Below are 24,481 nucleotides of genomic sequence, written 5' to 3'. Positions count from 1 at the left end.
AACTGCTGTCCGGGATTTAGCGGAATTACTGTCCAACTTTTACGAAGCGCGCACATGCCGATGGCTCCCGCCTTGCCGAAGCCAGATCCTGCGCCAGTAATGAGGATAGTCTTGCTCATGTCATTCTCCCTTCAGATGCTCGTGGGGTTGATGATTAGCGTAGCGTCGCCTCGAAGGCCGCGAGCCCGGCCTTGGCGATCTTGGTATCCTGTTCGATGGAGCCGCCGGAGACGCCGAGCGATCCGGCCAGTCCGCCATTGGGACATTTGAGTGCGATCCCGCCGCCGTAGGGTGCGAGGCCGCCGTTGCTCAACTCGAGGTGAGGCGCTGGAGCGCCTGGCTTCAGATAGTCCCAGACATCCTCGCTGTTGCACTGGAACAGCACGGCGGTCCGTGCCTTCCGCATTGCGATGTCGATGGATCCGAGCACTGCTCCGTCCATTCGATGGAAGGCCTTTAGGTGGCCGCCCTCGTCGAGGATGGCGATGATCGCCGCAAGTCCCATTTCTCTGGCCTTGGCCTCAGCATGATCGATGATCGCCTGCGCGTTGTGAGCCGAAATCGGCATTGGCAAACCTCCCATCCATTCGTTCTGGTTTTCGATGTGCGGACTGTCGTCTTGGAAGGAAGGAGCTTCAAGTTGGGAACTGTTAGGAGTTGTTAAGAGGCGGCCGCGCGCGTCCTGAGAACACCGCGAGCCCAGGAGCTTGCCGCCTATCGGAACTTCAGGTACCTACGTCCTGTCATGGCTGTCGCGGAGTTGGTCGTGTCAGTGCCACGGTTCACATTCGGCCCCTTCGAACTCGACCCATTGCGGCTCGAGTTGCGGCGCGATGGCGTAAAGTTACGTGTCGGAGCAAAGGCTTGCAGACTGTTGCTGGCTCTCGTCGAGCGTCCCGGTCACATTGTTAGTCAGAAGGAACTTCTCGCCGCTGCCTGGTCTGGGTTGAACGTCGAGGACGTGAACCTTCGGGTCCATATCGTAGCCCTCCGCAAGGCCCTTTCAGGTGTAGCGAACGGAGCCTTCAATATCACCACAGTGCCGCGCGAGGGATACGTATTCGCTGGGCCAGTCTCGGTCTCAGCCGCACCCGCCATCGAGATGCCAGCGTCGCCGCCGGCGCGCGTACCAAGACAGCTCAGCACACTCTTCGGAAGGCGCGAAGCGCTGGCCAACCTTGGAGACGCACTCGCCGCACATCGCATCGTCACGATCGTCGGAGCCGGAGGCATGGGCAAGACTGCGCTGGCGCTGGCGGCCATAGAGGAACATGCGGGTACAGAGTGCGTGTTCGTCGACTTCTCCACGTCCGTATCGTCACTGCATGTGCAGGGATGCATATTTGAAGCACTGGAGCTCGAAGGGACACCGAACGACGTCGCCGCCCATATCGTGCGCGCCCTCGCAAACAAGACGATACTGCTCGTCTTTGACAATTGCGAACATGTCGTCGGCGAGGTGGCAGCCATGGCGGCAAGGCTGACAAGCAGAACCGAGGGCGTTTCAATCCTCGCAACGAGCCGCGAGCCGCTGCGGGTTGCCGGCGAGTGCGTCTTCCCGCTGGAGCCATTGAGTTGCCCGCCCGACAGCGCCGAGCTGACGGCGCAGTCGGCCATGAGTTATCCGGCAGTCCAAATGTTCGTGGAGGCCGCAGGGCGGCGATCAGGCGCATTTGCCCTGGACGACGGCAATGCGGCTCTCCTGGGTGACGTTTGCCGCCGTCTGGATGGAAGCCCGCTCGCCATAGAACTCGCCGCCGCCACCAGTGATGCGATGACAATAGGCGAACTCGCCCGGCGGCTCGACGACCGCTTTACCGTTCTGATCCGTGGCGCCCGCACGGCATTGCCAAAGCACCGGACGCTGCAGGCCGCGCTCGATTGGAGCTACGATACCCTGAACGAGGACGATGCTTTGGCGATGCGCTGCCTAGGTGTGTTTCCCGGAAGGTTTTCGGCCGAGGATGCGCAGGCGATCGCCACTATCGACACGATGTCGGGAGCGGCGGTTCACAACACATTGGCGAACCTGGTCGAAAAGTCACTCCTCACCGTCGAATTTGGAGAGGAGGCCGCCTCGTTCCGTTTCCTCGAAACGATGCGCGTCTACGCGCGACTTAAGCTGCTGGACAGCGAAGAAGCTTCGGCAGTCTATGGACGCTTCGTCGAATACACACTGCTTAGGTTGACCGCTATAAGCGGAAGGGCGGCCTCCGCGAGCGATCTCAGGCGAAGCCACAGCGGCATCCTCGACGATTGGCGGGCAGCGCATGATTGGTCAGTGAGAAGCGGCGATTGGCATACGGCGTTGAAGTTGATGGCAGCCGGGATTGGCTTCTGTCAGTCGCTCAACATCAGGACGGAGTACGTGAACCGCGCGACCGAGACTATCCGGAATATGCCTACCGACGTGGAGGATGAAGATGCGTTGAGATTGGAAATGCTTGTCTGCGACCACACGGCACAGATGCTTATCGAAACGCAGCCTCCGGGCCCGTCGAACTTCGTCGACCGGATCGAAGCGGCGGCACGCCGAACTCTGGATCTTTCAAAGCGGTTGAACGCGCCAGACCAGCATATGAGTGCACTCGTGACGCTCGCGGTCGCAGCCCTGACCGCAGCGAATTTGAAGAAGGTGGAAGTATACGGATCGGATGCCTTTGAATTCGCGAAACGCGCACAGAGGCCCGACTTTCTTCCGACAGCGCACTATCTCAATGGCTACGCGAGATATTACGGCTCCGACTTCGCCACCGCGCTGCACGAATGTGATCGCGCCCTGGATTTTGCCGCACAGTCGAATCTTGGCACTTCAAGCGCGCTCGACCACGTGCCGAATGTTCGAATGCTCCGAGCGCGTGCACTGTGGGCTCGCGGAGAGTTTGAGTCGAGTCTGGAGGAAATGGAGGAGGCCCATCGTTTTGCGATCGAAAGTGGTCACGTCCCCACCATCGCCTGGGCAGCGTGGGGCGGCGTCCTAGTCTATCTGTGGGCAGGTGCCTACGAACGGGCGGGTGCCAGCGCAAAGCTTCACGAAGATCTCGCGAGCGAATACAGCAATCCCGGATGGGCAAGATACATCCCTAGTTTACACGAGGCGATGTCGCGTCTTCGTGATGGCCACCGATCGTTCGGTGCCGCACCTATCGATTGGATGCCGTACGTCCCTTCACATGCCGACTTCATGACAAGTATTCATTGCGCATTTCACAGGGCTGTCGATCTTCAGCGCATTGAAGCCGTGCCGCGGCACTGGTGCGCGGCGGAGCACTTCCGCGCTGCTGGTGAACACCACCTTGTTGCGGGTCGGACAATCGAAGCCGAAAAGTTGTTTCTGCATGCGCTGGCGACATCCCAGTCGCATGGCAACATTGCCTGGGAAATACGAGCTACCCTAAGTCTCGCGCGCCTCAGGATACAACAGGATCAAGTCTTGGCTGCTCGGTCGCTTGTGGAGCCTCTCGCCGACCGCTTCGCAAGTTCACGCGTCAATGCAGATCTTCTCTACGCGGCGGAGCTGCTTGCCGCCTGTTGAGTGCTTCTGCATCATCGTGGGTATCGTTTCAGGCGTGGGAGGCAGTCCTTTGCCGGGTCGACCGCGAGGCGCACACGACGTAGAGAAGGAGCGATGCAGCAGTCATGGCAACGGCGGCCCAGCCGCCACCAAGCACATCGACTTCCGTCGTGGCGAACGAGGCGATCAAAGGACCGAGCCCGTTGCCAAAGAGGATCATCGGCAAGATGAGGACGGCCGCTCTTCGTGTCGTGTCAAGTCGGACGATCTGGGCCATCTGAAAAGCCTGCAGCGCGCATGCGGCGCTCGCAAAGAGGCAGATTGCAACTATGAACGCCGTCGGTGCATCGGTGAGGACGGCGAGCGCGATGAACCCGGCCTGCGTCAGGACAAGCACTAAAAGGCCTGGCCATTTTGCCATGCTCGGAACGAGCCATGCCGAGAGCCATGATGCGGCCACCTGGCTGGCGAGACTGGCAGAAAAAGCGAGGCCGATCACAGAAGGGCCTAGACCGTGCTGAGTTGCAACGCGCTCGATATAGGTCCAAGCCGCACCAAGCCCGGCGGCTTGAAGGATTGTCGCGCTCCCGTACAACATCACCGTTCCGCTGAAACGATTTCCGGTTCGCTCTGCGCGCTTCAGGACGCCGACCTTGTCTACAAGGGTGACAGCAAAGAGTGCTGCGATCAGCGCCCCGGCGGCGAGCGCGTATAGCCCTGCCGCCACCCCGAAAGTCGGGATCAGAAGAACGGGGAAAAGATATGCCAGTCCGATCTGTGGCACCACAGATGCGCCGCAGAGGATTCCGGTAAGCCTGTCGGGGTTGTTCGAACGCACTATGATCGCATTCGCAGCTCCAAAGAGAAGTCCCGCAAGCAGGCCTGCGGCTGCCCGGTCGAGAAACACGGCGGCTGTTGTTTCAGCGTGTGCGTTCGCAACGTTGACCGCCACCAATCCGAGCGCGGTCGCAGCGGTCTTCAGGCGCATGGCGCCCCGCGCCATCCAGTAGCCGCCAACAGTTGCCCCCAATGTCAGACCGAGCAATTCGAGCGTCGCCGCTTGGCCGATGCCTGCCTTGCTCAATAGGCCTGCATCGTTCAACCCTCCGAGCAGGATCGGCAGGACCCCAAGAGGCAGCAGAGATACAGCTCCAATAATGATGGATCCAAAGATCGTAATCGGTCTCATAGACAATGCCCCAACACAGTCATTTTAGAAATCAATCAGATTAAAATCGTTGCGATGCTCGTAGCATCGCTTCAAAACAGGTGAACGACGCTGGTTTCCCGAGAATTAGGCGGTCAATTGTCCGCCGCACCAAGATACGTCGTGCCGTATTCCTGCGAGTTGCTTTATATTGAAGCGTGCGAAGCTAACAAACCTCGTTTGTGCCAGCAAGAAACTCTAGGTTTACCGGACGAGCATATATCTCCTCGCAGACGCGCGACAGTTGTTGCCGAGCCGTGGCATCCTCAGAGCAGCAGGTGTCTCTTGCCGCCGCTAGATTAGCAAATTTGTTGGACGCTGCACTGAGAGATCCTGAGCAGCAGCGATTGAATCCGCTAATCGAGCGCATTTGAACGAATGGCTTCCTGGGCCTTTAACACCTGTGCCGGTACGAGACATTCACTGGTCGAGTTGAGCGTTGCAGGGGCACTATGAATTCGAAGGCAGAGGCACTATCGGCGGCGAAGCGAAGGATCATCGAGCTGCAGAAGCAGATGGCGGCACGGATCCTCGACATGGCTGCGGAAGTCGAAAAGCTCGCAAACGAGACGACGGAACTCGAAGCGCGTGAATTCTTGCGCGTCACCTGCAACATGCCGTCCTCCGAATTATCTACCTATGTGCGCTTCAGCAGCACATTGCGTGGCCGCGAGGAGCTGCTCGAGAGGCACCGGGTGTCGTTCCCAGTGTTGAAAGCGCTGATTGGAGCGGACGAAGAGACTAGGTCGGAAGTGCTTGAGAGAATGGAGATCGGCGCGAGGATCGATCTCAGAGGTATTTCAACCATTCGGAAGCGTTTGCGGGAGGCGAAGCTGACCCCTGAGGCAGTGTTGACCGACCAGGGGCGGAAGATCGCGTCGGCGGCAGCGCGCAAGCGAGTCCAGGATTCCTCGGCCACCTACCTCGATCGGCTCCATTACTTCGTATCAAGTATCATCGATGAGCGAGACGCTGCTGAGCTCGCGGCCGACGACATCCGTCACGAGGCCGGTGAGCTGCGGACTGGGTTCGAAGATCTATTCGGCCCGGACCATCGCGCTCCTGAGGAACTTAAACCGCGGTCAGCGGCATACGAGCTGTCGGTGGCCTACCGCGCCCTGGTGCATCTCGAGGAGGGCACCCTGCCCTTTGCAGGCGGCGTCGGCGAGATCGACCCCGGCCGGGCGCATCCTTGGCTGCAGTCACTCAATGCCCTGACGGGGCGAGCGTTGCCCGGGCACAAACAGGACAGGGCGAACCTTCGAGAACTCCCTGCAGGTGCCGAGCGCCTGACGGTCGTTGAAATCTGCGCGGGAGCCGGAGGGATGTCGCTAGGTCTTGAACGCGCTGGCTTCGAGCACGTTGCCCTCGTCGAGTACGACAATCATGCTGCCGCCACGCTCCGCCGCAACCGCCGTGATTGGACGGTCATCCGGGAGGACGTGCGGACAATGGATTTCCGGCTTTACCGCCAGCTTGAAATCGACCTCGTGAGCGGGGGTCCCCCCTGTCAGCCATATTCGTCCGATGGATATGGCCTCGGCAAGGAAGACCCGCGCGACCTGCTTCCGGAATGCGTTCGCATCGTCGATGAGATCAAACCGAAGGCATTTCTGTTCGAGAATGTCGATGGGCTGCTACAGGCGCGGCACTCGGACCATGTCGCCGACGTCCTCCGCGGCTTCAAGCGTGCTGGCTACGAGGTCGATATTCATCGCATCCAGGCGAAAGACTATGGACTGGCTCAGGAACGAAGCCGAGTTCTGTTCATCGGAATTCGCAAGGATCTCGAACTGGGATTCCGAATGCCCCCGAAATTCCCACAGCGGCGCACCAATATCGGCGATGTCCTCGTTGATCTGATGGCGGCAAACGGTTGGGAAGGCGCCTACGAATGGGCCAGAGAGCGGCGGGAGGCCAACGATGTAGCGTCCACCGTTGTCACGCGCCGCGGCAAGCCGCGTGCGAAGGAGGCTGCCCGCTGGGGCTCCAAGCGTGTCGATATCGCTGGCCTCCCAGACGAGGCTCCTACCAGGGCGCAGGCATCGAAGCCGGGCTTCATGCCTGCGTTGACGGCGAGAATGCGTGCCCGGCTGCAGGATTTTCCGGACGACTGGGAGTTCGTCGGTGGCAAACAGGCGACGGCAGATCAGATTGGCAACGCGGTGCCCCCGCGAATGGCGCAGGCGCTTGGCCTTGCCATCCACAGAGCGCTCAAGGACGTGAATTGGGATTGGGAGGCGATGCTCTGGCCGGAAACCTCCAGGGAACGGAAGTTCGTTGCAGCGCCTCCGTTGGAGCCCGAAGAAATCACGTCGCGCGAAACCGAGTTGAGTAGCTGAGTGAGCTAAGCCCACGGCTGTCCCAGTCCGCCCGTGGCCTCATGCTCTGCCGAGATTGTCGCTCGCGAGTGTGACCACGCCTTTCGCGGCTGGAGTCACGTTCAGGTGCCACTACTAGGGCGGAGCATTTCTCCCTAGGATTACCTTGGCGACCGCTTCGCCCGATAGCACCTCGTGTTCCATGAGCGTTTCCGCGACGCGCATCATATCGACCCGCCGCTCCCTGACGATATCCTCCGCTCGCGCCAACTCCTCCGCCAGCAGACGCTCCACCCTCCTCCGCAAGATGGGATCAGTCCGACGAAGCTGATCGAGATCTCGCGATCGGGAGACGTCGGTGTACCCAAGCCCCTGCACACCGTGGCCGGCGATTAGAATTGTCGCAATGTCCGCCGCTCGATGAAGATCCGATCCCTCAACGCCACCGGAGCCAACGTACATTTCGTTGAGGACTGTCTTTTCGGCAGCGCTTCCACCGAGCAGCATCGCAATCTCGTTCCTGTAAGCCCAAAGCGTCCGATTGAGCACAACTGGTCGGCGCCATTCGACGTGCCCCACGCTATCATCCCGGTGCGCTGCCTGACGGGCGACGACGATAGCCTCGATATCACCGGTACCGAGCGCGAGCCCCACGATCGCGTGTCCAGCCTCATGAACACACACTTGCCATCGCTCCTTATGAGTTAACACAGCGACGGGCGGCACGATCGACATGAAGTCGGAACCGCAGACCGACCTCCGTGCTTTTCTAGCGATCCGGCGCGCATCACGGGTAAGCTGCCGTAAAGCTGCCCCGGAATAGCCACTGGTCGCCACCGCGATCGTTTTCAGTTCGTCCCGCGGCAACGCCACGCCAGCATGCGCCGACAGGATCTGCTCACGTGCTTCCTGATCGGGCATCTCCACCGCAATGTGGCGATCCAGACGACCCGGCCTACGGAGCGCCTCATCGATATCGTCCGGCCTGTTGGTAGCCGCGATCACGACGACGCCTTCGCGACCCGCAGCGCCATCAAGGTGTTCGAGAAGTGCATTGATCACTTGTAGACCATAAGATGCGCCATCTCCCCGAAGGTTCTTTCGGGAGCCAAAGGAATCGAATTCGTCAATCAATAAAATCGACGGTGCGGCAGCGATCGCTTGCTCGAATGATTTCCGCATTGCGCGCAACATGTCACCGAGGTGGCCGTGGGATTGCCAAACCGCACTCGATACAGCGAAGAAAGAAGCTTCACACGATCTGGCTAGCCGCGCATTCTGTCACTGAGGCCGATCTTCTTGATGCCAACCGAACCCTGTTCAAGAACGTCCTCTTCCAACCGAATGCCAATCAGGACTGGGGAGACTATGTCCCAGCAGAGTTTGAAGACACCCCACCCGATCTGCCGCCGGCGCCTGTCCCCCGCAGCGCTAGGGATGTCGTGGGACCCAGCATCTCGACTCCCCTTGATCCTGACCGTTTCGCGAAGGCGCGGCGCGAGGCCAATGCGGAGGACGGCGGGACGCCGTCTCGCCGACGGCGAACTCCAAGCCCGCGCGGGATCGCCGATGAGGAGCCCGACGGGCGCGTCGAGGCAAAGCCATCTCAGCGCAAGCGACTGTTTAATCCGGACTGGAAAGTGGACGAGAAGTGAGGACCCCACGTGGATGAACTGAGCAGCGGCGGCGGACGGAGCCATGGCAGGAAGGCACTGGATTCCAACAACCAGCGTATCTTCGACCTCATGGCGAGCGTTCGCAGCACATACTTCAAGACGAAGAACGATGACGAGCTGCTGGTGAAGCTCCGGCGCCTAGAGCGTGGTATCCAAGACGAGCGCGCGCCCGGCCACGCCCTTATCATCATGGGCGAATCCGGCACTGGCAAGAGCGCGATCGTTGAGAAGGCGCTCAAGTCGCTCGACACCCTCCAGAACTATGACGACGGCTACGGCAATCTGATGCGCCCGATCCTCCACGTGATCGCGCCACCTGGATGCACCATGACCGACCTCGCGGTAGAGATCCTGGAGCGCCTCGGGTACGAGAGCACGGTTATCGGTCGGGGGGCTTCCGTGTACAACAAACTCCGCCGGAGCCTACAGAACTACGGCGTTCGGCTCCTCGTGATCGATGAATTCCAGCATGTTCTGGAGGCACCCAAGATCAAGGGTCCCGCCTTTGTGGCCAATTCAATGAAGAATATGCTGCAGGACAAATCATGGCCAGTTCACCTCGCTCTGGTCGGGCTCCCGGAAATTGAGGCCGTGATCGAACGGGATCCCGCAGAGCAGATGGAGCGGCGCACGGACCCCTTGGTGGTGGCAAATCCCACGTTCGAAGAAGATGCTGCTTACGTGGAGTGGATCGTGAACACTCTTGTCGAGGATCGCGCGGGGCTGAGGATGTCGTCCGATCAGCCCCACGAATTCATCGAGCGGCTCATGCACGGCGCCCGCAGCCGCTTTGGCATCATTATGCAGATTATCTACTATGCGATCGAAGATGCCCTCGAGATGGGACAGGACGAAGTCTGCACGGAGAACTGGATCGAAGCCTACGCGCGCATGGCGAAGAGCAAAGGAACCGATGACAACGTCTTCGCGGAACCCGCCTGGCGCAACATCATTCGTCCCGTCAATCGAGACGGCAGTCTCGGTCCAGTTGCGCCAGTCAAATCATCGAAGAAGGGACGGAGGTGATGCGGCTATTCAACGTCCCGTTGATGGAGGACGAAAGCCTGACGAGCTTCACTTCTCGCTTTGCCTGGGCAAACGCCAGGACCGCGATGGAGTTCTGCCAGGACTTCGGTTTTTCCTTCAGGTCGGTCATCGCAGGGAACGATGACGCTGTCACGAGGCTCTCCGAGCTTTCAGGCATCGAGCGTCAATTGCTCGATAGCGCCGCGGTAAAGCGCTGCGGCGAGAAGACAGTATGGGTCGCGGGTGAAGAGACCCCTTTCATGTTCTACATGCGCGGAGTGCTGAAATTCTGCCCGGCGTGCTTTGCCGAAGACGAGCTGCGCCATGACATCAAGCCCCGGTCGAGAAAGTACATCAGGAAGTCGTGGTATTCGCGCTTCATCCGAACCTGCCCTGTGCATTGTCAGTCCTTGGCATCCGCGGGAACGCACGGTCAGCCGGATCATATCCATGATCTGTGCTGGTCGCTCGACTACCTCAGGCGCGATGTTGCGATGGCGAGCAGGGAAATCCGGCAACAGCCGTTCACAGCATTTGAGGAGTACGTCAGAACAAGGTTGCATGGAGGAAGGCCAGGAAACGACCTGCTCGACCCGTTGCCTCTTTTCGTCGCCGGAGACGTCTGCGAGCTCGCGGGAATGGTCTTGCTCCACGGCAAAACCGTGACGATCTCGGATAAATCCGACCGTGATCGCTGGGAAGCAGGAGCGAAGGGATTCGACATGTTCAAGACCGGGACCGTCGGACTGCACCGCTTCATCGATGATCTCTTTCGTCAGCACGACAGCGTCCGAGCCAGTCACGGCGGCAACGAGCTGTTCGGCAAGTTTCATGAAGTTCTGGCGAACAATAAAGCCGACCCCGCCTACGAGCCTCTGAAGGATGCGATCAGATCCTATGCATTCGAAAACCTGCCGCTGACGGACACCACGGTCCTTTTCGGCAAAGGGGGCGAGGCAAAGTTCATCAGCTTGAATTCGGTTCAGAAGCGATATGGTGTTTCGGAACGGCTCCTTAAGAAATACCTGCAGACGGCCGGCGAACTCAGCACCCTGCCGGGGACCGACATACCAGTCGTTGCGGCCGCTGACGTCGAACGGCTAGTGACCTTTCTGAACGACCTTGTTCGAGCCACCGAGGCCGCGAAGATCATCGGCGTCACCATCACCGCATTCAACCTTCTCGTCGACAGTGGGCTCCTGTCAGCCGCTGTCCCCAAGGATGAGGAGGCCGAAATGTCGGAGAGATATTCCCGCCGTGCTCTGCATGAATTCCGAGACTCGCTGCTCGCGAAGGCGAACATCACAGACAGTGACGGTCTCATGTCCATCAAGGCCGTCAGCCGTTCGCTGCGTGCGAGACTAATCTCTATTCTCCACGTCCTCATCCGGGGAGAGCTGAAGTCCGTCGGGATCGACAGCACCCAGTCAGGGATCATGTCGTTGATGTTCGCCATAGACGAGGTCGAGACAGCGCTTATGCCAGCGAGGCCGACGGAACCAGAGCACGATCACCTCACGGTGACAGAAGTCAGCGATCGACTCCAAGTCTCCCAGAACTCGATCTACAAGTTCATCGCCAGAGGTCTGATCGAGGTCGAAACCGTTCGGAATGCCACGACGAATATTCCTCAGAGAGTGGTCGCGCCGATGGTGGTCGACGCGTTCCGCAGGCGCTACGTCAGTCTTGCAGAATGTTGTCACCGCTCGGGACTTCACTCTGCTTCCGTGAGGCACATTTGCACGGCAGCAGGATTGGAACGGGTCTTTCCTCGAGAAGAACTAAGGGAGGTACTTTACCTCAGGGCAGAGGCAGAGCTGGCCTTGAGAGAGGCCGTACCCGAGTGGAGTCGGATCGAAACCGTCGGCTCCGCCAAGCTAGAAGGAGAACTCGATTTGATGACTCGAGAGTGACGATTCCCGGCGCCATACCCAGGCATCGAACTGGCGGCGCGAAAGCGATAAGAGGTCGGCAGCGCAGCAGAATACGGACTTGAGAAAATCGTAGTCCTCGTTGATGACCCCTACCCTCCTTGCAAAGGTTCTGACGTGCCTATCGACGGCAACGGAATCCAACCCGACAAGGCAACCCATGTAGTCGACTGTCTTGGGGCCGACCCCTCGCACCTCCCGAAGGAGCTCGACGAATCGAGGCTGATTCAGCTCTTCTCCGAGATCCGATACCGTCTCGATAGCGTTGCAGTCCAAGAACCTGACGAGCGCCTCGAAGCGTCCGATCTTTTCCGAATGTGTCCAGTTGAGAAAAGTCGCGGCCTGCCCATCGATCACCACCGGGAGAAGCTCGCTTGTCCTGTCACACTCCGGGAACTGCGCGAGGATCGCTTCTACTCTGGGTCGGACGACGGAGTTGTAGTTCAAGCCAGCTTGCAGGACAGAGTCCGCCAGGAGAGCGCCCATGTGGTCGTAGACTGGTCGCGTCTCCTGTCTCTCGGTGTCAGCGCCCAGTTCTCTGGCGTAGTCGGCGACAAGACGTGCCGCAAGCAGCATTTGCACCGTCGTTGACTGCATCCTATCCAACCCTTGCATTGAGACCGGCGTCCTCTAGCGCATCGAGGCGATCAACACAATTGGGACAAGCGCCACAAGGAAACGTGCTGGCCGCCTGGCAGGAATAGGTCCTTCCGATCGGAACGCCCAGTCGAACCGCCTCGCGCACAACCTCAGTCTTCGTTGAAAAACGGAAGGGCGACGTGAAGCGGACCGGACCGATGTTATCGATCAGGTTGTCCAGGCCGTTCATGAACTCCGAGGTGCAGTCGATTTCCTTGGCGTGATTGCTGTTGATGAATCCGGTGTAGACCTCAAGGATACCCATCGTCTGCGCCCTCGCCGCGGCCGCGGCGAAGAACAGCATCGTTCTGTAAGGGACATACAGGTCCACGTCGCTCACCTCCTCCTCCCAGAGATCAGCCTCCTTTATGAGACGTGAAGGTGATCCCCGGAAGATGTCCGAAATGTCAAAGCGTTCCGGAGTGCGGACGGCAGACGGAAGGACCTCGTTGACACGGCTCCACTCCATTTCCACGCAATGCTGCCCGTAGTCGAAGAAGACCGGATGCACGTCGATGTTCTCGTTCGACAGCGAGTATGCGACGGTCGTTGAGTCCAACCCGCCCGATGCCAGCAAAATGACCTTCTTCATCGTGAAGCCATCCAGAGTTTCGATATTTCGATGAACAACCCATTGATGCAAATATCCAGATCATCAGAGTAGGCCGCGCTGCCGCCGGCCACCATCGTATTGTTGTTCTCCCGTCTGGGATCGAATGTGATGACCGGCTTTTTGCTTGCCATCGCGATCCCCATCTCGACCAAGGTTCCGGGATCACGTTCCAAAGGAACAGCAAAGATCACCCTGCAATCTTCAAGCAGCGCGATGTCCTTCGCGAACATTGCCCGCAACACGGATGGCGAACTTCCACGCGGAAGCTCGCCGTTCTCCTCGATCGGACGACGAACGGTGAAGTTATGGTACTGCAGGGCTTCGACGGCACGATCCACCTCCGGCTTGTCCACGTAGGAGAAATCCGGTGCCGCAAGATAGATATCGAAGCTGGGTCGGGCATGCCATGGAAGCGTGGTTCCACCCAGGTCCCGCATCTCCTCGAGCGATAGGGCGAGTTCACGCCGCACGTCCTCTCGGAAATCGTCGGGATACGTTGTGACCGCATACGAGGTCGCCGCCCTCGCGCCCCGCCAAGCCGCTTCCCTCCAGCCCCGTTGCCGAAACCCGACCATCACGGCCGAGTAGACATCCCCGACACCGACGGAGTTCGCGGTGGCGGACAGGATCGCGGGCACGCTCTCAACTTCATGCGTGCGCAGGTCGAAGAGGCGGCTGCCGCCGCGATTTTCCTTTAATAGAAAGACCTCTGCGCCCAGCGTGGTGGCGGCTTCGATCATTGGGTCGATATCGACCGCACCAACGCGGGCGAAAAGCGGCGACGACGTCGAGATGGCAACCGCTCCTACCCGACCCGCAAAGCATTCGATCGACGAGAAATCTTCGGTGTCGTAGGCGACGTCGAAGCTTACGCGCGCGCTCGCGGAAAGAAGCCTCGTGATCTCGGAAAGGTCGAACTTTCCCGGAAATATCAAGACCTCGGAGAATGACTTGAGCGCGCGCCCCACTTCCAGGAACTCGACAGACTTTTCCTCCCGAAGGAGATCTTCATATCCTTGATCGGAGACCTCGGTCGCATCACCGATTACGATGACGTTTGGACTGCCCTTCACTTCGCCTAGCCAGACGAATTCATTGCATCCATGGGCAGCGAGGAACCGCTGAGCTTGATCAACGATGTATCTCGGGCAAACAGCCGCGATGGAATAGGGTATGCCGCACGCCCACAATCCGCGCGCAGCATGCACGATCCCGCCGAGTCTGAGCTTGCACTCGGCGCCGGGTCTGGCGACCGTGAAATCGACGATAATCTCACCGACGATAAGGATCGGAGTAGCGCTGCTCGCGCTCATTTCGGTGTGAACACTGCTGACACGAAAGGCATCGGGGTCGAGCCCGACGCGGTGACGGCGCCAACGTACGAATAGCCTGCCTTGATGCATGCCGCGATGTAATTGTACGCCGTCGGAAGCGCGCCCACCTTCAAGCCGTCGGGAGCGACCGCAAAGATCCTGCGCTCAAGCACGAGTGTCAATTCAGTGCCCACAGGCGGTACGGTAGCATGCGTTGTGAAGTAGTCGCACTGCGCCACGTCTTCCAGCGAACAATCGAAGGACTGCCCGCAGCGATCGACCCCGCTGGTACCTCCGGTGCCGTTCGAGTTCTTCACGCCACTATAGTCCGTGAGACGGCCAGATGTCCTGCTGCCCATTGATCGAAATCCCCCCGATGCAGATTGCGTCTACGCAACCTGAGGTGATTCTCAGATCCCTGCAACCACCATCCGAGACATGCGCGAAACGTCCCACACCCGTTCCGGAAAACGTCCCTCGACAATTTGCCCCCGAAGATCGTCGCCTGACGGCGCGCAAGGCAGAACGAAGGAGTTCGAACGCCATACCAGCGAGGCATCGTAGGCACTCAATGACATCCATAATGGCGTAGTGACATTTCCAGTGGCGCGAGCGGGTTTTTGGGTGATTGATTTTAAATGCTTATTAGCATCGTTGAATGACAAACCTAGTGGCGCGGCACAACCAGTTGTCGCGTCCAAACAAGAAACCCGCCGGGAGGCGTTTACTCTGGATAATCCATTGAAAACGCCTCCCGCACGAAACTGAATACAACATTTCAGGCGGCCAGTCCGCCTGAAAGTAGTCAACAGAACAAAACACGAAACAAACGCACGGGTTGGAATCACCCACACAGTTCACGCGTGCTAGCGAGGTCGAAGTCATGAACGTGCATGTCAATACGATCGAAGCGTTTCTCGAAGCACTAATCGCTGAGCTGGAGATTCCTGAGCACCGCTACGAACAGGCGGACCGAAGCTTCAAGTCGTTCGGCGAATGGCTGCATCGCGAGGAGAGTTCGGTTCGCCTCTTCGACCCTCAAGTCTATTGCCAGGGATCCTTCAGGCTCGGAACGGCCATTCGTCCCCTTACCGAAGAAGAGGAATACGACGTCGACTCCGTCTGCGAATTTCGTCTCCTCACCAAGCAGCACTTGTCGCAGTTCGCACTGAAGCAAATGCTTGGCGCCGAGGTCAGGTCCTACCATGACGCCAAGGCCATGACGAAACCTGTCCGCGAGGGCAACCGTTGCTGGATTCTCGACTACGCGGATGGCGCCCAGTTCCACATGGACATCGTCCCGGCGCTGCCAAACTCCGCAGAGCAGAAACGCCTTCTCGACGCCATCATGCATGACGGCCGCTGGTCCGAGACCGCCATCTCGATCACGGACCGCCGTCTGCCGAACTACAAGGAGAAGACGGACTTCTGGCCAAGGTCGAACCCGAAAGGGTATTCGAACTGGTTTGCCTCTCGACAGGCCGAGGTTCTCGTTCGCCGCAAGCGGGCGAAGGCCGAAGCCCTCAATCGCCAGGGTTTCCGCGCGAGCGTGGAAGACATCCCCGACTTCAAGGTAAAGACACCTTTGCAGTCGGCGGTCATGATCCTGAAGCGGCACAGGGACAACATGTTCGCACGCGAGCCCGACATCCGGCCGATTTCCGTTATCATCACCACTCTGGCCGCACATGCCTACGAAGGTCAGGAGACGATTTCCGGCGCGCTGTTTGCGATTCTGCAGCGCATGGATCAGTTCATCCAGCACGATGGTCAAAAGTACGTAATCGCCAACCCTACCGACCCATATGAAAATTTTGCCGACAAGTGGCAGGCGGAGCCCGAAAAGGCGGACGCGTTCTTCAGATGGCTCCGCACCGCTCGAGCCGACTTCAACGCGGCAGCCCAGGCAGTTTCCTTCCAGGAGATGGCGGACGCTCTCACCCCTCGGATGGGCTACCGGCTGTCGACGAAGGCGGTGGACCGCCTGACCGGCGGCAATCGTCTTCTTCGCGCTGCAAGCGGAGCTTCGGCCGGCGCGGCGGCGGCGACAGCGCCAAGCTTCGCGAATGCCGCCCGACAGCCTACCAAGCCGCAGGGGTACGCATGATCTGGTGGCTGGCCGACGCGTCGCGGGCGCGCCTGGAAAAGGCTGCGCTCGTCGCTCTCCAAGAGGAGCACGACTGGCTGACAAGCGTGCGCGTTCGCTTTCTCGACAACCTTCAGCTCTGCGTCGACGTCGAGGTCGCGCACGGTGGGGAGAAGTTCCCGCTTGCCGTCATCTACCCGATCAACTTCCCGGACACTCCCCCGATCGTCATGCCCCACGGCGATCGTCGGCTCTCGGAACACCAGTACGGGGCCGGCGGCGAGCTTTGTCTCCAGTGGCGCCCGGACAATTGGGACGCGGCGGTCACCGGGGCGATGATGGTCGAAAGCGCGTTTGGGCTCATCGCCGCCGAGCGCGCGCCGGACGGAAGGACGGGTGCCGTACTTTCGGACCACCGGACTTCTCTTGCGGCGGAGCTTCGGTTCGAAACCTGGCGTCTCATGGTGCCGGAAGGCGCCTGGGCTTCGCTCGACGGACACCTTTCCGAGATGGTCGTCAAGATCTCTCTGTCGACGACCGCGAGGCGTGTAAACCGCGTGGCGCATCTGACGGCGATAGGGGCGCCTGGCAACGAACTTTGGATTTCGCCGCAACCGAAGCTCAAAAACGCAGGAACGCGGACGGGCTATCTGCTGCGGACAAGGCAGGACATGAGCGCTCTGGCACAGTATGGCGGCGGAGAGATCGACGATCTGGCGAAGCTCGTTCCAGATCTCGCGCCGCTTCTCGGCAAGCAGGAGCTTCCTTTTCTGATCGTCCTGGAAGAAAGCGGTCGCCACACGGCCTACGACGTCCAGTGGAGCATAAACAACCTGCCGCTTCTAATCCCTTATCGGATCATCGAGGAAGGCGAGCTCGCGGAACGGTCTGCCTCCAACAGGGACGCCATTTCAACCAGGTACGTGGCGATCGTCGGCTGCGGCTCGATCGGCTCCAAGATCGCGGCGTCGCTCGCCCGATCAGGCGTGCGCAAGTTCCTGCTCGTCGACGAAGACGTTTTCCTTGCGGGAAACCTTGTACGCAACGAACTCGACGCTCTGGCCATCGGATGGCACAAGGTCGACGCGCTCGCCGACAGGATTCAGCGGATCGTAGCGGATGCCGACGTCGTGACTCGCAAGGTCGCGCTTGGTGGCCAGACTTCCGCCATCGCTATGGATACCACCATCGAGCTGATCGGAGAGTGCGACCTTATTATCGATGCCACCGCGAATCCTACGTCGTTCAATCTTTGCGCCGGCACGTCGAAGCGAAATCGCAAGCCGATGGTCTGGGCCGAGGTGTTCGGCGGAGGCATTGGTGGAATCGTTGCTAGAGTCCGGCCCGACACCGATCCGCCGCCTCTGGAAGCTCGGAACCAGATTACGACGTGGTGCGAGGATCACAACAAGCCTTGGGAAGCCGCCCCGAAAGGTCGGTACGAGGCGAACCCGAAGGAAGGGCCGCCCTTCATCGCCGACGACGCCGACGTGGCCGTCATCGCGGCTCATGCTACGCGCTTCGCGATCGATATTCTTGAAGGCGGCGAGACGGCGTTTCCTTCCTCGGCCTATGCCATCGGCTTGAAGAAGGCGTGGATATTCGAAGCTCCGTTCGATACATGGCCTGTCGACCTTCGCGGCTCGGGGCCATGGGAGGTCGACACAGGCTTGGCATCGAGCGACGTCATCGGAGGACTGATGGCGGAGCTCGTCGGCGGAGACGCCCAGTGACAGTTCAACTGATGCTTCCTCGACCCATCCGCCTCAAGATGATGGGCGCCCTCGCCCGCGCGGAGCAGCGAGAAATCGGCGGCGTCCTGATGGCTCGCCAGATCGAACCGGGCATCTTCGAGATTGTCGATTTCTCGGTCGACGAGGTTTCCGGGGAGCGGGCTCATTTCGTTCGCGACCACGCCTATCACAACAAGTTCCTCGAGGCGTTCTTCGAGAAGACTGGACGAGACTACGAGACCTACAACTACGTCGGCGAATGGCATTCGCATCCGCGTCTTCCGATCCTTCCAAGCGTCACGGATCTCGAATCCATGGAAGGACTCGTGAACGGGGAGCGCGACATCCCTTTCGCCGTGCTTCTCATCGTCCGCTCCGACGTCCCGTCCGAGTTCATCGCAACATCGACCTTCCACCAACGCGGGGCGGCTCCGACACCCGTACAAATCAGAGCGGAGAACTGAGGAAGCATGTACCGAGAAACTGCGGATTGGGCCTTTCGCGAATTCATAAAATACCTCTTCAGACCGAAAGGATTCGAGGTCAGATTTGCAGGCTTTTGCGCTGCTGTTCTCGTGGCCTTGCTCGGCGGAAACTGGCTTGTGAAGGCGACACTTCGGGGCGAATATTCCTTCGAGATCGGCTCGACCAACATCATCCCCGAGTGGGCCCAATGGTCGTTGGCGGCGATCTTCAGCGTGATGTTTATCCTCTGCTTCGTGGTCGGCTGGGAGCGTTTCACCCGCGAGAACGAACTCCGGAACCGGAAGAAGGTCATCGTCATAGAAGGCCGCGGCCTACGCGAGGATGATGGCTCTCCGCTCACGGCGGCGGTCCCGTCCGACATCGTCGGCCATCGGCTTGGGGTCTCCCTGGATCTTCGTCAGAAGAGAGACGGCGTCATAATCGACCCAGATGCGCTTCTGCCCGAGGTCGATGCCGCGCGCCGGATGGTTCAGCAGTATGCACGACAGAATGACCGGCAGGACGTCACTCTGGTCTACGGCGGCCTAACGCCGGTGCCGATGACCTTCCTAACGGGCGTCGTGTTCGACGACGAAGGCAGCATCGTCGTGATGGACTGGGACAGGACCCGCGAGTCCTGGCGGGTCCTGGACGGCCATGACGACGGTCAGCGTTTCATTGTCACCGGCGTCGACGCCGTGAAAGATTCGCCAGAAGTCGTGCTTGCCGTTTCCGCCTCCTATCAGGTCAGGGACGAGAACATCGACACGACGTTCAAACTTCCGGTGGTCCGCATGTCGCTTCCGGCATTGGACTCATCCCACTGGTCCCAGGCGAAGCAGAGCGCGCTCGCGCAGCAGCTACTCGATACGGCGAAGGTTCTTGAGGCGAAGGGAGTCACCACCATCCATCTCCTTCTGGCCTGCCAGAACAGCGTCGCGTTCAATCTCGGTCGGCGATACGACAAGCGCAATCTGCCCGGCGTCGTCGTCTATCAGTATGAGGCGAACGGCGCGAAGAAGTTTCCTTGGGGCGTCCGCATGCCCGTTGCCGGCATTGCGGCGCCGTCGATCGTCGGGACGTAGGGGAACCGAATGAACAAGGTTCTGATTCGCGAATGATGCCTCAATGAAAATTCCCTCTGCAGTCCGCCACCATATGATCGCCAATGCCCGTGCGGCGATCGACCATGGCCTGGTACTCGGCAACCCCATGGGAGTTCGCGCTCCTAGGACCGAACCCGGACTGGTCGCCGCGGTGACGACGTACGCCATTCCGCGCATTGCGCGCGACTGGCGCCGTATTTTGAAGCCGTTGCGAACCCATATCGAAATCAGCGCTGTGTTCACGCATCAAGCGCCCAAGGTGCGGTTCGCGAGCGGGATCAAGGCGCGGGCAACGTGCGAACTCGCCGATCTTCTTATCGTCGTTGACGATGCCCGCACAGGTAGACGACAGGCGGCGCTGATCCAAGCGAAGATGGCAGCTCAACGCGGCACGGTCCAAATCTCTCGGCAGCAGGACAAGCTTCAACTTGAGTTATTTCAGAAATGGCCGAGGTTTGACTTCGAGGAGCCGATCTACAATCTGGCCAGCGTCGATTTCCATTCCGGCGGATCCGCGGCAGAGTGTGGTCGTTATGGAGTGATCGACCGTCACCTGATCACTCCGCCCATTTGGTCGCAGATGCGACCGTCCAAGGTTCCAGGAAAAACGCTCGCTTCGCCTATACTCGCCGACTTCATTGTCGGCCTCGTTTTGAACCGCGTCGGCAGAGAAGCCACTCCATCGCTCGGGTCGGATTGGAGCAAGACCGTCGAAACACTGATGAGGGTCACATATGGTCGGTTTTTTCACCAGAGACAATCGCTAGGTCCAGTCGCCTTCCCGAGGGGAAACACAACCCTCGCCTTTCTGCTGCAGGGAAGTGTGATCCAGACTTCCGTCTCGACCGACGGGCTACTGCCGATCGATGCAGAGCCAGAGCCGGTTTCCATCGACGAGGAGCCTCCGAACCGGGCGCTCAGCGTCATCCGCATTGGTCTAACTGAGTAGCTGGGGGCGCCATGAGATTCACACCGCACGGTCCATCGATCCCTGACGAACTGCTCCTCGCTCGTGACAGGGGCGAAGTCGTTTTCTTCTGTGGGGCCGGCGTTTCTCTTGCTCGTGCTGGTCTGTCGAACTTCACCGACCTTGCGCGTGAAGTTATTCGGAAACTGGGCGCCTCCACATCAAGCCCGGCTCGGAAGTTGCTTGAGGCTGCATCGACTCTGAAACCCATAGACGGCGTCGGTTCGTTCGTCGCGACCGATCGTGTCTTTTCGCTTCTTGAACGAGAGTTTGAAACGAAGGACATCCATGCTGCCGTCGCCGCAGCTTTGAAGCCCTCTCCGCAGGCTGACCTCTCTGCCCACAGGACCTTGCTCGATCTAGCGGGGGCGAAGTCGGGAAACGTCCGATTGGTAACTACCAATTTCGATCTCCTTTTCGAAGCCTGCGATCCAGACGTTCGATCAGTCGGACCTCTTCACCTTCCGGATCCGAAACGTGCAGATTTGAGCGGCGTAGTTCATCTGCACGGACGTGTCGACGCAGAATACGTCAGCTCGGATGAGGAGGGATTCGTGCTCTCGAGTGGCGACTTCGGTCGCGCCTACTTGGCCGACGGTTGGGCGACGACGTTCATTCAGTCGCTGCTCGGCAAGTTCATCATCGTTTTCATTGGATACTCGGCGGACGATCCGCCTGTACAATACCTTCTTGAAGCTTTGAAAGGTACGGACACTGCTGGGAAAATGTATGCCTTTCAGTCAGGAACGAGCGCGGCAGCAACGTCCCTGTGGGAGAACAAGGGCGTCCACGCCATCGCCTACTCCGACGCTGACCGTCATGAAGCGCTCTGGTCGACGCTTTCCAAATGGTCGCACCGCGCCACGGACGTTGACGGTTGGTACGAGACGGTTCTCGGCAAGGCAGAGGCCGGCCCGCAGTCGCTGGCACCCTTCGAACGGGGCCAGGTCACGCATATCCTGTCGTCGACAGAGGGAGTGCGCAGGGTATCGAACATGGTCGGCGCCCTTCCTTCTTCTTGGATACAGGTGATCGATCCAAGAGAGCGATATGGCGAGGCGCACACCGATCCTTCCAAAGGTCGCATTGACCCGTTCGATCAGTATGGGCTGGACGGCGACGCGCCGCCACCGCCTCCGAACCCGAAAGAGGACCCACTAGCCTATCTCGCTCGCCCTCGTGAAGTCCCTGAGGGAAGCTGGAACGGATTTGATTTCTACCCCGTCGATGGAGCTCGCCCGGAGCGCCGTCCCGCAATCTTCTACGGACCCGCGGCGGCATCTTCCGAAGCGCTCCCGGAAAGGATTCAACTCCTTGGGAGCTGGTTCGTGCAGACCGCCCACGAGAGCGAAGCGTTCCAATGGGCGCTCAAACAAGGCGATCTTCACCCGGCGATCAAGTCGCATCTGCAGTCGAGCCTCATGCAGGATGCCAATCGCTTCTCTGCTGAGATTGCGAAAGGCTGGCGGTATCTTCTCCGTACATGGAACGACAAGCGTCCGGACGCAAACCAGGTCGCGTTTTCCGTCTCTGCTGAAGTACAGGCAGCGGGATGGTCGGATGACCTGGTTCGAAGGCTTATCGGAACGAGACGGGCAAGGCTTGAAGTCGAGACGCCGATCCGAGGCCAGGAAGACAGAGAGGCGCGGGCATTCGCTTTAGGCGTCGAGTATCCGAGACCCCATATCGAAATTGAGATACCGACGGAGATGCTTCCCATCGCCGTCTCGCGCTGTCGCGATAACCTCGAATATGCGAGGTCTCTTGAAAGAGAGGTTCATGGAAACGACTGGATCTATCTCCCTACGACATACGAGACGGCCGATGCTCGCCTCAACTTGCAGGACCAGTACGGACTTGCCGGTCCCGTCCTCGAACTTCAAAGGCTGACTGGTCGGTTGGCCGCTCACGATCCGGCGGCCGCGCGGTCCGAGTTTTTATGCTGGCCGAAAGACGATGACGGTATCTTCGCGCGGCTTCGGATATGGGCTGTGGGTCAGACTGCCATCACTGATGGCGAGGAAGCCGCTGCGGTTGTTACAAGCTTGTCCGACAAGGCCTTCTGGAGCGACCTGCATCAACGCGACCTGCTGCTGACGATCCAGCGTCGATGGAATGAATTCCCCGCGGAAGGTCGCGCCGAGATCGAACGAAAGCTTCTCGAGACCTCTTACCCATGGACGAACAAAGAGCTCGCGGAAGAGCACAGCGCGCACTACCGACTTGAGCGGCTCCGCTGGTTCATGGCGGAGGGTCTTCCACTGTCCTTCGATGTTAATGCGATGGTCGAGTCACTTTCTGCCCGGCTGGGCCGAGACCTTCCCCCTGCCGATGTGGCGGTCGAAGACAACCAGCCGAAACTCTTTTCGATCGGAACCGACAACGACCCGACAACACTTCTGTCGCTCCCCATTCGGGATATCCTTACGACTGCGATCGCGCAGCCTGAAACAGACTATCGAGCTCGAATTCATCGAGACCCTTTCGCTGGTCTTATCGAATCTCGACCCGTACGCGCTTTCTCCGCCCTCTCGCATCTCTCGCGGGGTGGGATTGTCCACGCCGAGGGCTGGAGCTCATTTCTTCGTTCGAAGGCACGTGAGCAGGATTCGAGGCGAATGATGGCGTCGATCGCTGCCAGACTCGGCCAGATGACCGCTGCTCATTTGTCCGAAATACTCTACGCTGTCGCCGACTGGATGAAACGTCTCGCTTCACGGCTTCGAAAGGACGTATCTGACCGATTCGATGTTCTTTGGTGGAAGGCCGTCGAAGCGGCCAGAGCGCTGCCGGCGCCTGAAGAGCGGTACGCCGAGCGGAGTTGGGCTGACGAAGGCCTCAACTCCCCGGTGGGGAAACTTACGCAGATACTGTTGGAAGACGATGCGCTGAAGGGAGGCCGTGGCGTCGCGACGCTAAGCGCCGACTGGAAGCACAAGATGGGATCGCTCCTCGACTTGCCGGGAAATCTGCGGCGGCACGCACTGGTCTTGGTGTCCTATCAGTTCGTGTTCTTCTGCTCGATAGATCTGAAGTGGGCAGCCGCGAACATCATGCCAAGCATGGATTCAGACGGACAGGATGCCGATGCTTTTTGGGACGGTTTCCTCTGGGCCAACAAGGTGCCGTGTCCGCCGCTTTTCAGGAAGATGAGACCTTCCTTCCTGCGACGGATCGCTGAAGGATCAAGCCGTAAGCCGATCCGGGACGGCTTGGCGGACATTCTGCTCTACGCGTGGTTGGCTTGGTCCGATTGCCGGCTTCCTCCTCTCAGCAACGAGCACCTCCGCGAAGCCATCGTCGAGGGCGGCGCGGAATTCGCTGTTCAGGTCATCTGGAACCTGGGCAGGAAGCTGAAGGGAGGCCAGCTTGCCGACCACAAGATCGTTGAATTCTTCGGTGAAGTATGGCCGCTTCAGAAGGCGCTCAGGGTGCCGGAGACATCGCGCGCACTTAGCAGCTTCGCCTTCGACGCCGGGACGCTTTTCCCCGAGGTCGTCGAGCTGACCGGCCGGCACCTCGTGGCATGTGAAAATTTCGAGCTGTATTCCGTTCAATCCGCTGGACCCGGTGGAATCGTGGGAGCGTATCCGGAAGCTCTGCTCGAAATCCTTGTCCGTCTCCTTCCAGACGACGTCCGCAGGTGGCCCTATTACACCAGGGAGATACTCGACAAGCTCAAGAAGGATCCTCGCACCTGCAGCGATGAACGCCTGCTTCGTCTCAGAAGGCGACTTGGCCTCCCCTCGGCTCTTCAAGCTGAATAGTAGGGCTGATCAGCGATGGACGGAATATGCTGGTGGGCCAGCGGTTGAGCCTCTGAGCATTCGCGCTGCCATCTCCGCAGGCGCGCAGGCCATTACGATCTGAGGGTATCCACCGGC

17 protein-coding genes and 1 pseudogene are annotated in these 24,481 nt (G+C 59.5%); 10 read left to right on the top strand and 8 right to left on the bottom strand.

What is annotated here, in order from left to right; translation table 11 throughout:
* Positions 1 to 154: 154 nt before the first annotated feature.
* Positions 155 to 568, bottom strand: a complete 414-nt coding sequence (locus JL39_RS13695; RefSeq protein WP_011975376.1) for a heme-binding protein — start codon at positions 566 to 568, stop codon at positions 155 to 157.
* Between the two features lie 177 nt (positions 569 to 745).
* On the opposite strand from JL39_RS13695, the gene JL39_RS13690 reads away from it, so the two are divergent.
* Positions 746 to 3,535, top strand: coding sequence for a winged helix-turn-helix domain-containing protein (locus JL39_RS13690; protein WP_037151246.1), 2,790 nt, complete (start codon positions 746 to 748; stop codon positions 3,533 to 3,535).
* Between the two features lie 28 nt (positions 3,536 to 3,563).
* Here the strand turns inward: JL39_RS13690 and JL39_RS13685 are convergent, their stop codons facing one another.
* Positions 3,564 to 4,598 (bottom strand): hypothetical protein, encoded by a 1,035-nt coding sequence (locus JL39_RS13685; protein WP_037151243.1) that lies wholly within the window; start codon positions 4,596 to 4,598, stop codon positions 3,564 to 3,566.
* Between the two features lie 575 nt (positions 4,599 to 5,173).
* On the opposite strand from JL39_RS13685, the gene JL39_RS30540 reads away from it, so the two are divergent.
* Positions 5,174 to 7,063 carry a DNA cytosine methyltransferase gene (locus JL39_RS30540; protein WP_052182854.1) on the top strand — a complete coding sequence of 630 codons (1,890 nt, stop codon included), beginning with the start codon at positions 5,174 to 5,176 and terminating at the stop codon, positions 7,061 to 7,063.
* Positions 7,064 to 7,177: 114 nt separating this feature from the next.
* Here the strand turns inward: JL39_RS30540 and JL39_RS32510 are convergent, their stop codons facing one another.
* Together JL39_RS32510 and JL39_RS32505 are read right to left on the bottom strand one after the other, a co-directional pair.
* Positions 7,178 to 7,963, bottom strand: a complete 786-nt coding sequence (locus JL39_RS32510; protein ID WP_348270565.1) for a hypothetical protein — start codon at positions 7,961 to 7,963, stop codon at positions 7,178 to 7,180.
* Positions 7,964 to 7,975: 12 nt separating this feature from the next.
* A pseudogene (locus JL39_RS32505) lies at positions 7,976 to 8,299 on the bottom strand (AAA family ATPase); the annotation flags it as partial.
* Positions 8,300 to 8,706: 407 nt separating this feature from the next.
* Between JL39_RS32505 and JL39_RS13665 the strand changes: the two are divergent.
* Together JL39_RS13665 and JL39_RS13660 are read left to right on the top strand one after the other, a co-directional pair.
* Entirely contained in the window at positions 8,707 to 9,744 is a 1,038-nt protein-coding gene (locus JL39_RS13665; RefSeq protein ID WP_037151235.1) for a TniB family NTP-binding protein, read from the top strand.
* Positions 9,744 to 11,657: a TniQ family protein gene (locus tag JL39_RS13660; protein WP_037151233.1), complete on the top strand. Its 1,914-nt coding sequence runs from the start codon at positions 9,744 to 9,746 to the stop codon at positions 11,655 to 11,657. The genes JL39_RS13665 and JL39_RS13660 overlap by 1 nt, the downstream gene beginning before the upstream one ends.
* Here the strand turns inward: JL39_RS13660 and JL39_RS13655 are convergent.
* The 4 genes from JL39_RS13655 to JL39_RS13640 are packed head-to-tail and all read right to left on the bottom strand — an operon-like array spanning position 11,622 to position 14,557.
* Positions 11,622 to 12,251: a hypothetical protein gene (locus tag JL39_RS13655; protein ID WP_200883953.1), complete on the bottom strand. Its 630-nt coding sequence runs from the start codon at positions 12,249 to 12,251 to the stop codon at positions 11,622 to 11,624. The two genes, JL39_RS13660 and JL39_RS13655, sit on opposite strands and share 36 nt — an antisense overlap.
* Positions 12,252 to 12,273: 22 nt before the next feature.
* Positions 12,274 to 12,891, bottom strand: coding sequence for a 7-cyano-7-deazaguanine synthase (locus JL39_RS13650; protein WP_244446886.1), 618 nt, complete (start codon positions 12,889 to 12,891; stop codon positions 12,274 to 12,276).
* A gap of 11 nt (positions 12,892 to 12,902) precedes the next feature.
* Positions 12,903 to 14,240, bottom strand: coding sequence for a nucleoside 2-deoxyribosyltransferase (locus JL39_RS13645; protein ID WP_152601126.1), 1,338 nt, complete (start codon positions 14,238 to 14,240; stop codon positions 12,903 to 12,905).
* On the bottom strand, positions 14,237 to 14,557 hold the full coding sequence (locus JL39_RS13640; protein ID WP_037151276.1) for a hypothetical protein: 321 nt from the start codon (positions 14,555 to 14,557) through the stop codon (positions 14,237 to 14,239). Before JL39_RS13640 ends, JL39_RS13645 begins: the two co-directional genes overlap by 4 nt.
* A gap of 566 nt (positions 14,558 to 15,123) precedes the next feature.
* Here JL39_RS13640 and JL39_RS13635 point away from each other — a divergent pair.
* From JL39_RS13635 to JL39_RS13610, 6 genes are read left to right on the top strand one after another with little or no spacing between them, the layout of a single operon-like run.
* Positions 15,124 to 16,347, top strand: a complete 1,224-nt coding sequence (locus tag JL39_RS13635) for a nucleotidyltransferase (protein ID WP_037151225.1) — start codon at positions 15,124 to 15,126, stop codon at positions 16,345 to 16,347.
* A complete protein-coding gene (locus tag JL39_RS13630; protein ID WP_037151222.1) occupies positions 16,344 to 18,059 on the top strand; it encodes a ThiF family adenylyltransferase in 1,716 nt (571 codons plus the stop codon). Before JL39_RS13635 ends, JL39_RS13630 begins: the two co-directional genes overlap by 4 nt.
* On the top strand, positions 18,056 to 18,523 hold the full coding sequence (locus JL39_RS13625; protein ID WP_200883952.1) for a Mov34/MPN/PAD-1 family protein: 468 nt from the start codon (positions 18,056 to 18,058) through the stop codon (positions 18,521 to 18,523). Before JL39_RS13630 ends, JL39_RS13625 begins: the two co-directional genes overlap by 4 nt.
* A gap of 6 nt (positions 18,524 to 18,529) precedes the next feature.
* A complete protein-coding gene (locus JL39_RS13620) occupies positions 18,530 to 19,609 on the top strand; it encodes an SAVED domain-containing protein (protein ID WP_052182853.1) in 1,080 nt (359 codons plus the stop codon).
* A 43-nt stretch (positions 19,610 to 19,652) separates the two neighbouring features.
* A complete protein-coding gene (locus JL39_RS13615) occupies positions 19,653 to 20,579 on the top strand; it encodes a hypothetical protein (RefSeq protein ID WP_152601125.1) in 927 nt (308 codons plus the stop codon).
* Positions 20,580 to 20,590: 11 nt separating this feature from the next.
* Positions 20,591 to 24,364, top strand: a complete 3,774-nt coding sequence (locus JL39_RS13610) for an SIR2 family protein (RefSeq protein ID WP_037151215.1) — start codon at positions 20,591 to 20,593, stop codon at positions 24,362 to 24,364.
* The last annotated feature ends 117 nt before the right edge of the window (positions 24,365 to 24,481 follow it).

The sequence above is a fragment of the Rhizobium sp. YS-1r genome (assembly GCF_000757525.1).
Lineage (GTDB): Bacteria > Pseudomonadota > Alphaproteobacteria > Rhizobiales > Rhizobiaceae > Neorhizobium > Neorhizobium petrolearium.
This window is presented reverse-complemented; position numbering and strand designations above follow the sequence as displayed.

Bases quoted from the DNA above. Each gene is read 5' to 3' on its own strand.
- JL39_RS13695 (WP_011975376.1), bottom strand. From the start codon at position 568: ATGCCGATTTCGGCTCACAACGCGCAGGCGATCATCGATCATGCTGAG.
- JL39_RS13690 (WP_037151246.1), top strand. From the start codon at position 746: ATGGCTGTCGCGGAGTTGGTCGTGTCAGTGCCACGGTTCACATTCGGC.
- JL39_RS30540 (WP_052182854.1), top strand. From the start codon at position 5,174: ATGAATTCGAAGGCAGAGGCACTATCGGCGGCGAAGCGAAGGATCATC.
- JL39_RS32510 (WP_348270565.1), bottom strand. From the start codon at position 7,963: ATGCCCGATCAGGAAGCACGTGAGCAGATCCTGTCGGCGCATGCTGGC.
- JL39_RS13660 (WP_037151233.1), top strand. From the start codon at position 9,744: ATGCGGCTATTCAACGTCCCGTTGATGGAGGACGAAAGCCTGACGAGC.
- JL39_RS13655 (WP_200883953.1), bottom strand. From the start codon at position 12,251: ATGCTGCTTGCGGCACGTCTTGTCGCCGACTACGCCAGAGAACTGGGC.
- JL39_RS13645 (WP_152601126.1), bottom strand. From the start codon at position 14,240: ATGAGCGCGAGCAGCGCTACTCCGATCCTTATCGTCGGTGAGATTATC.
- JL39_RS13635 (WP_037151225.1), top strand. From the start codon at position 15,124: ATGAACGTGCATGTCAATACGATCGAAGCGTTTCTCGAAGCACTAATC.
- JL39_RS13630 (WP_037151222.1), top strand. From the start codon at position 16,344: ATGATCTGGTGGCTGGCCGACGCGTCGCGGGCGCGCCTGGAAAAGGCT.
- JL39_RS13620 (WP_052182853.1), top strand. From the start codon at position 18,530: ATGTACCGAGAAACTGCGGATTGGGCCTTTCGCGAATTCATAAAATAC.
- JL39_RS13615 (WP_152601125.1), top strand. From the start codon at position 19,653: ATGAAAATTCCCTCTGCAGTCCGCCACCATATGATCGCCAATGCCCGT.
- JL39_RS13610 (WP_037151215.1), top strand. From the start codon at position 20,591: ATGAGATTCACACCGCACGGTCCATCGATCCCTGACGAACTGCTCCTC.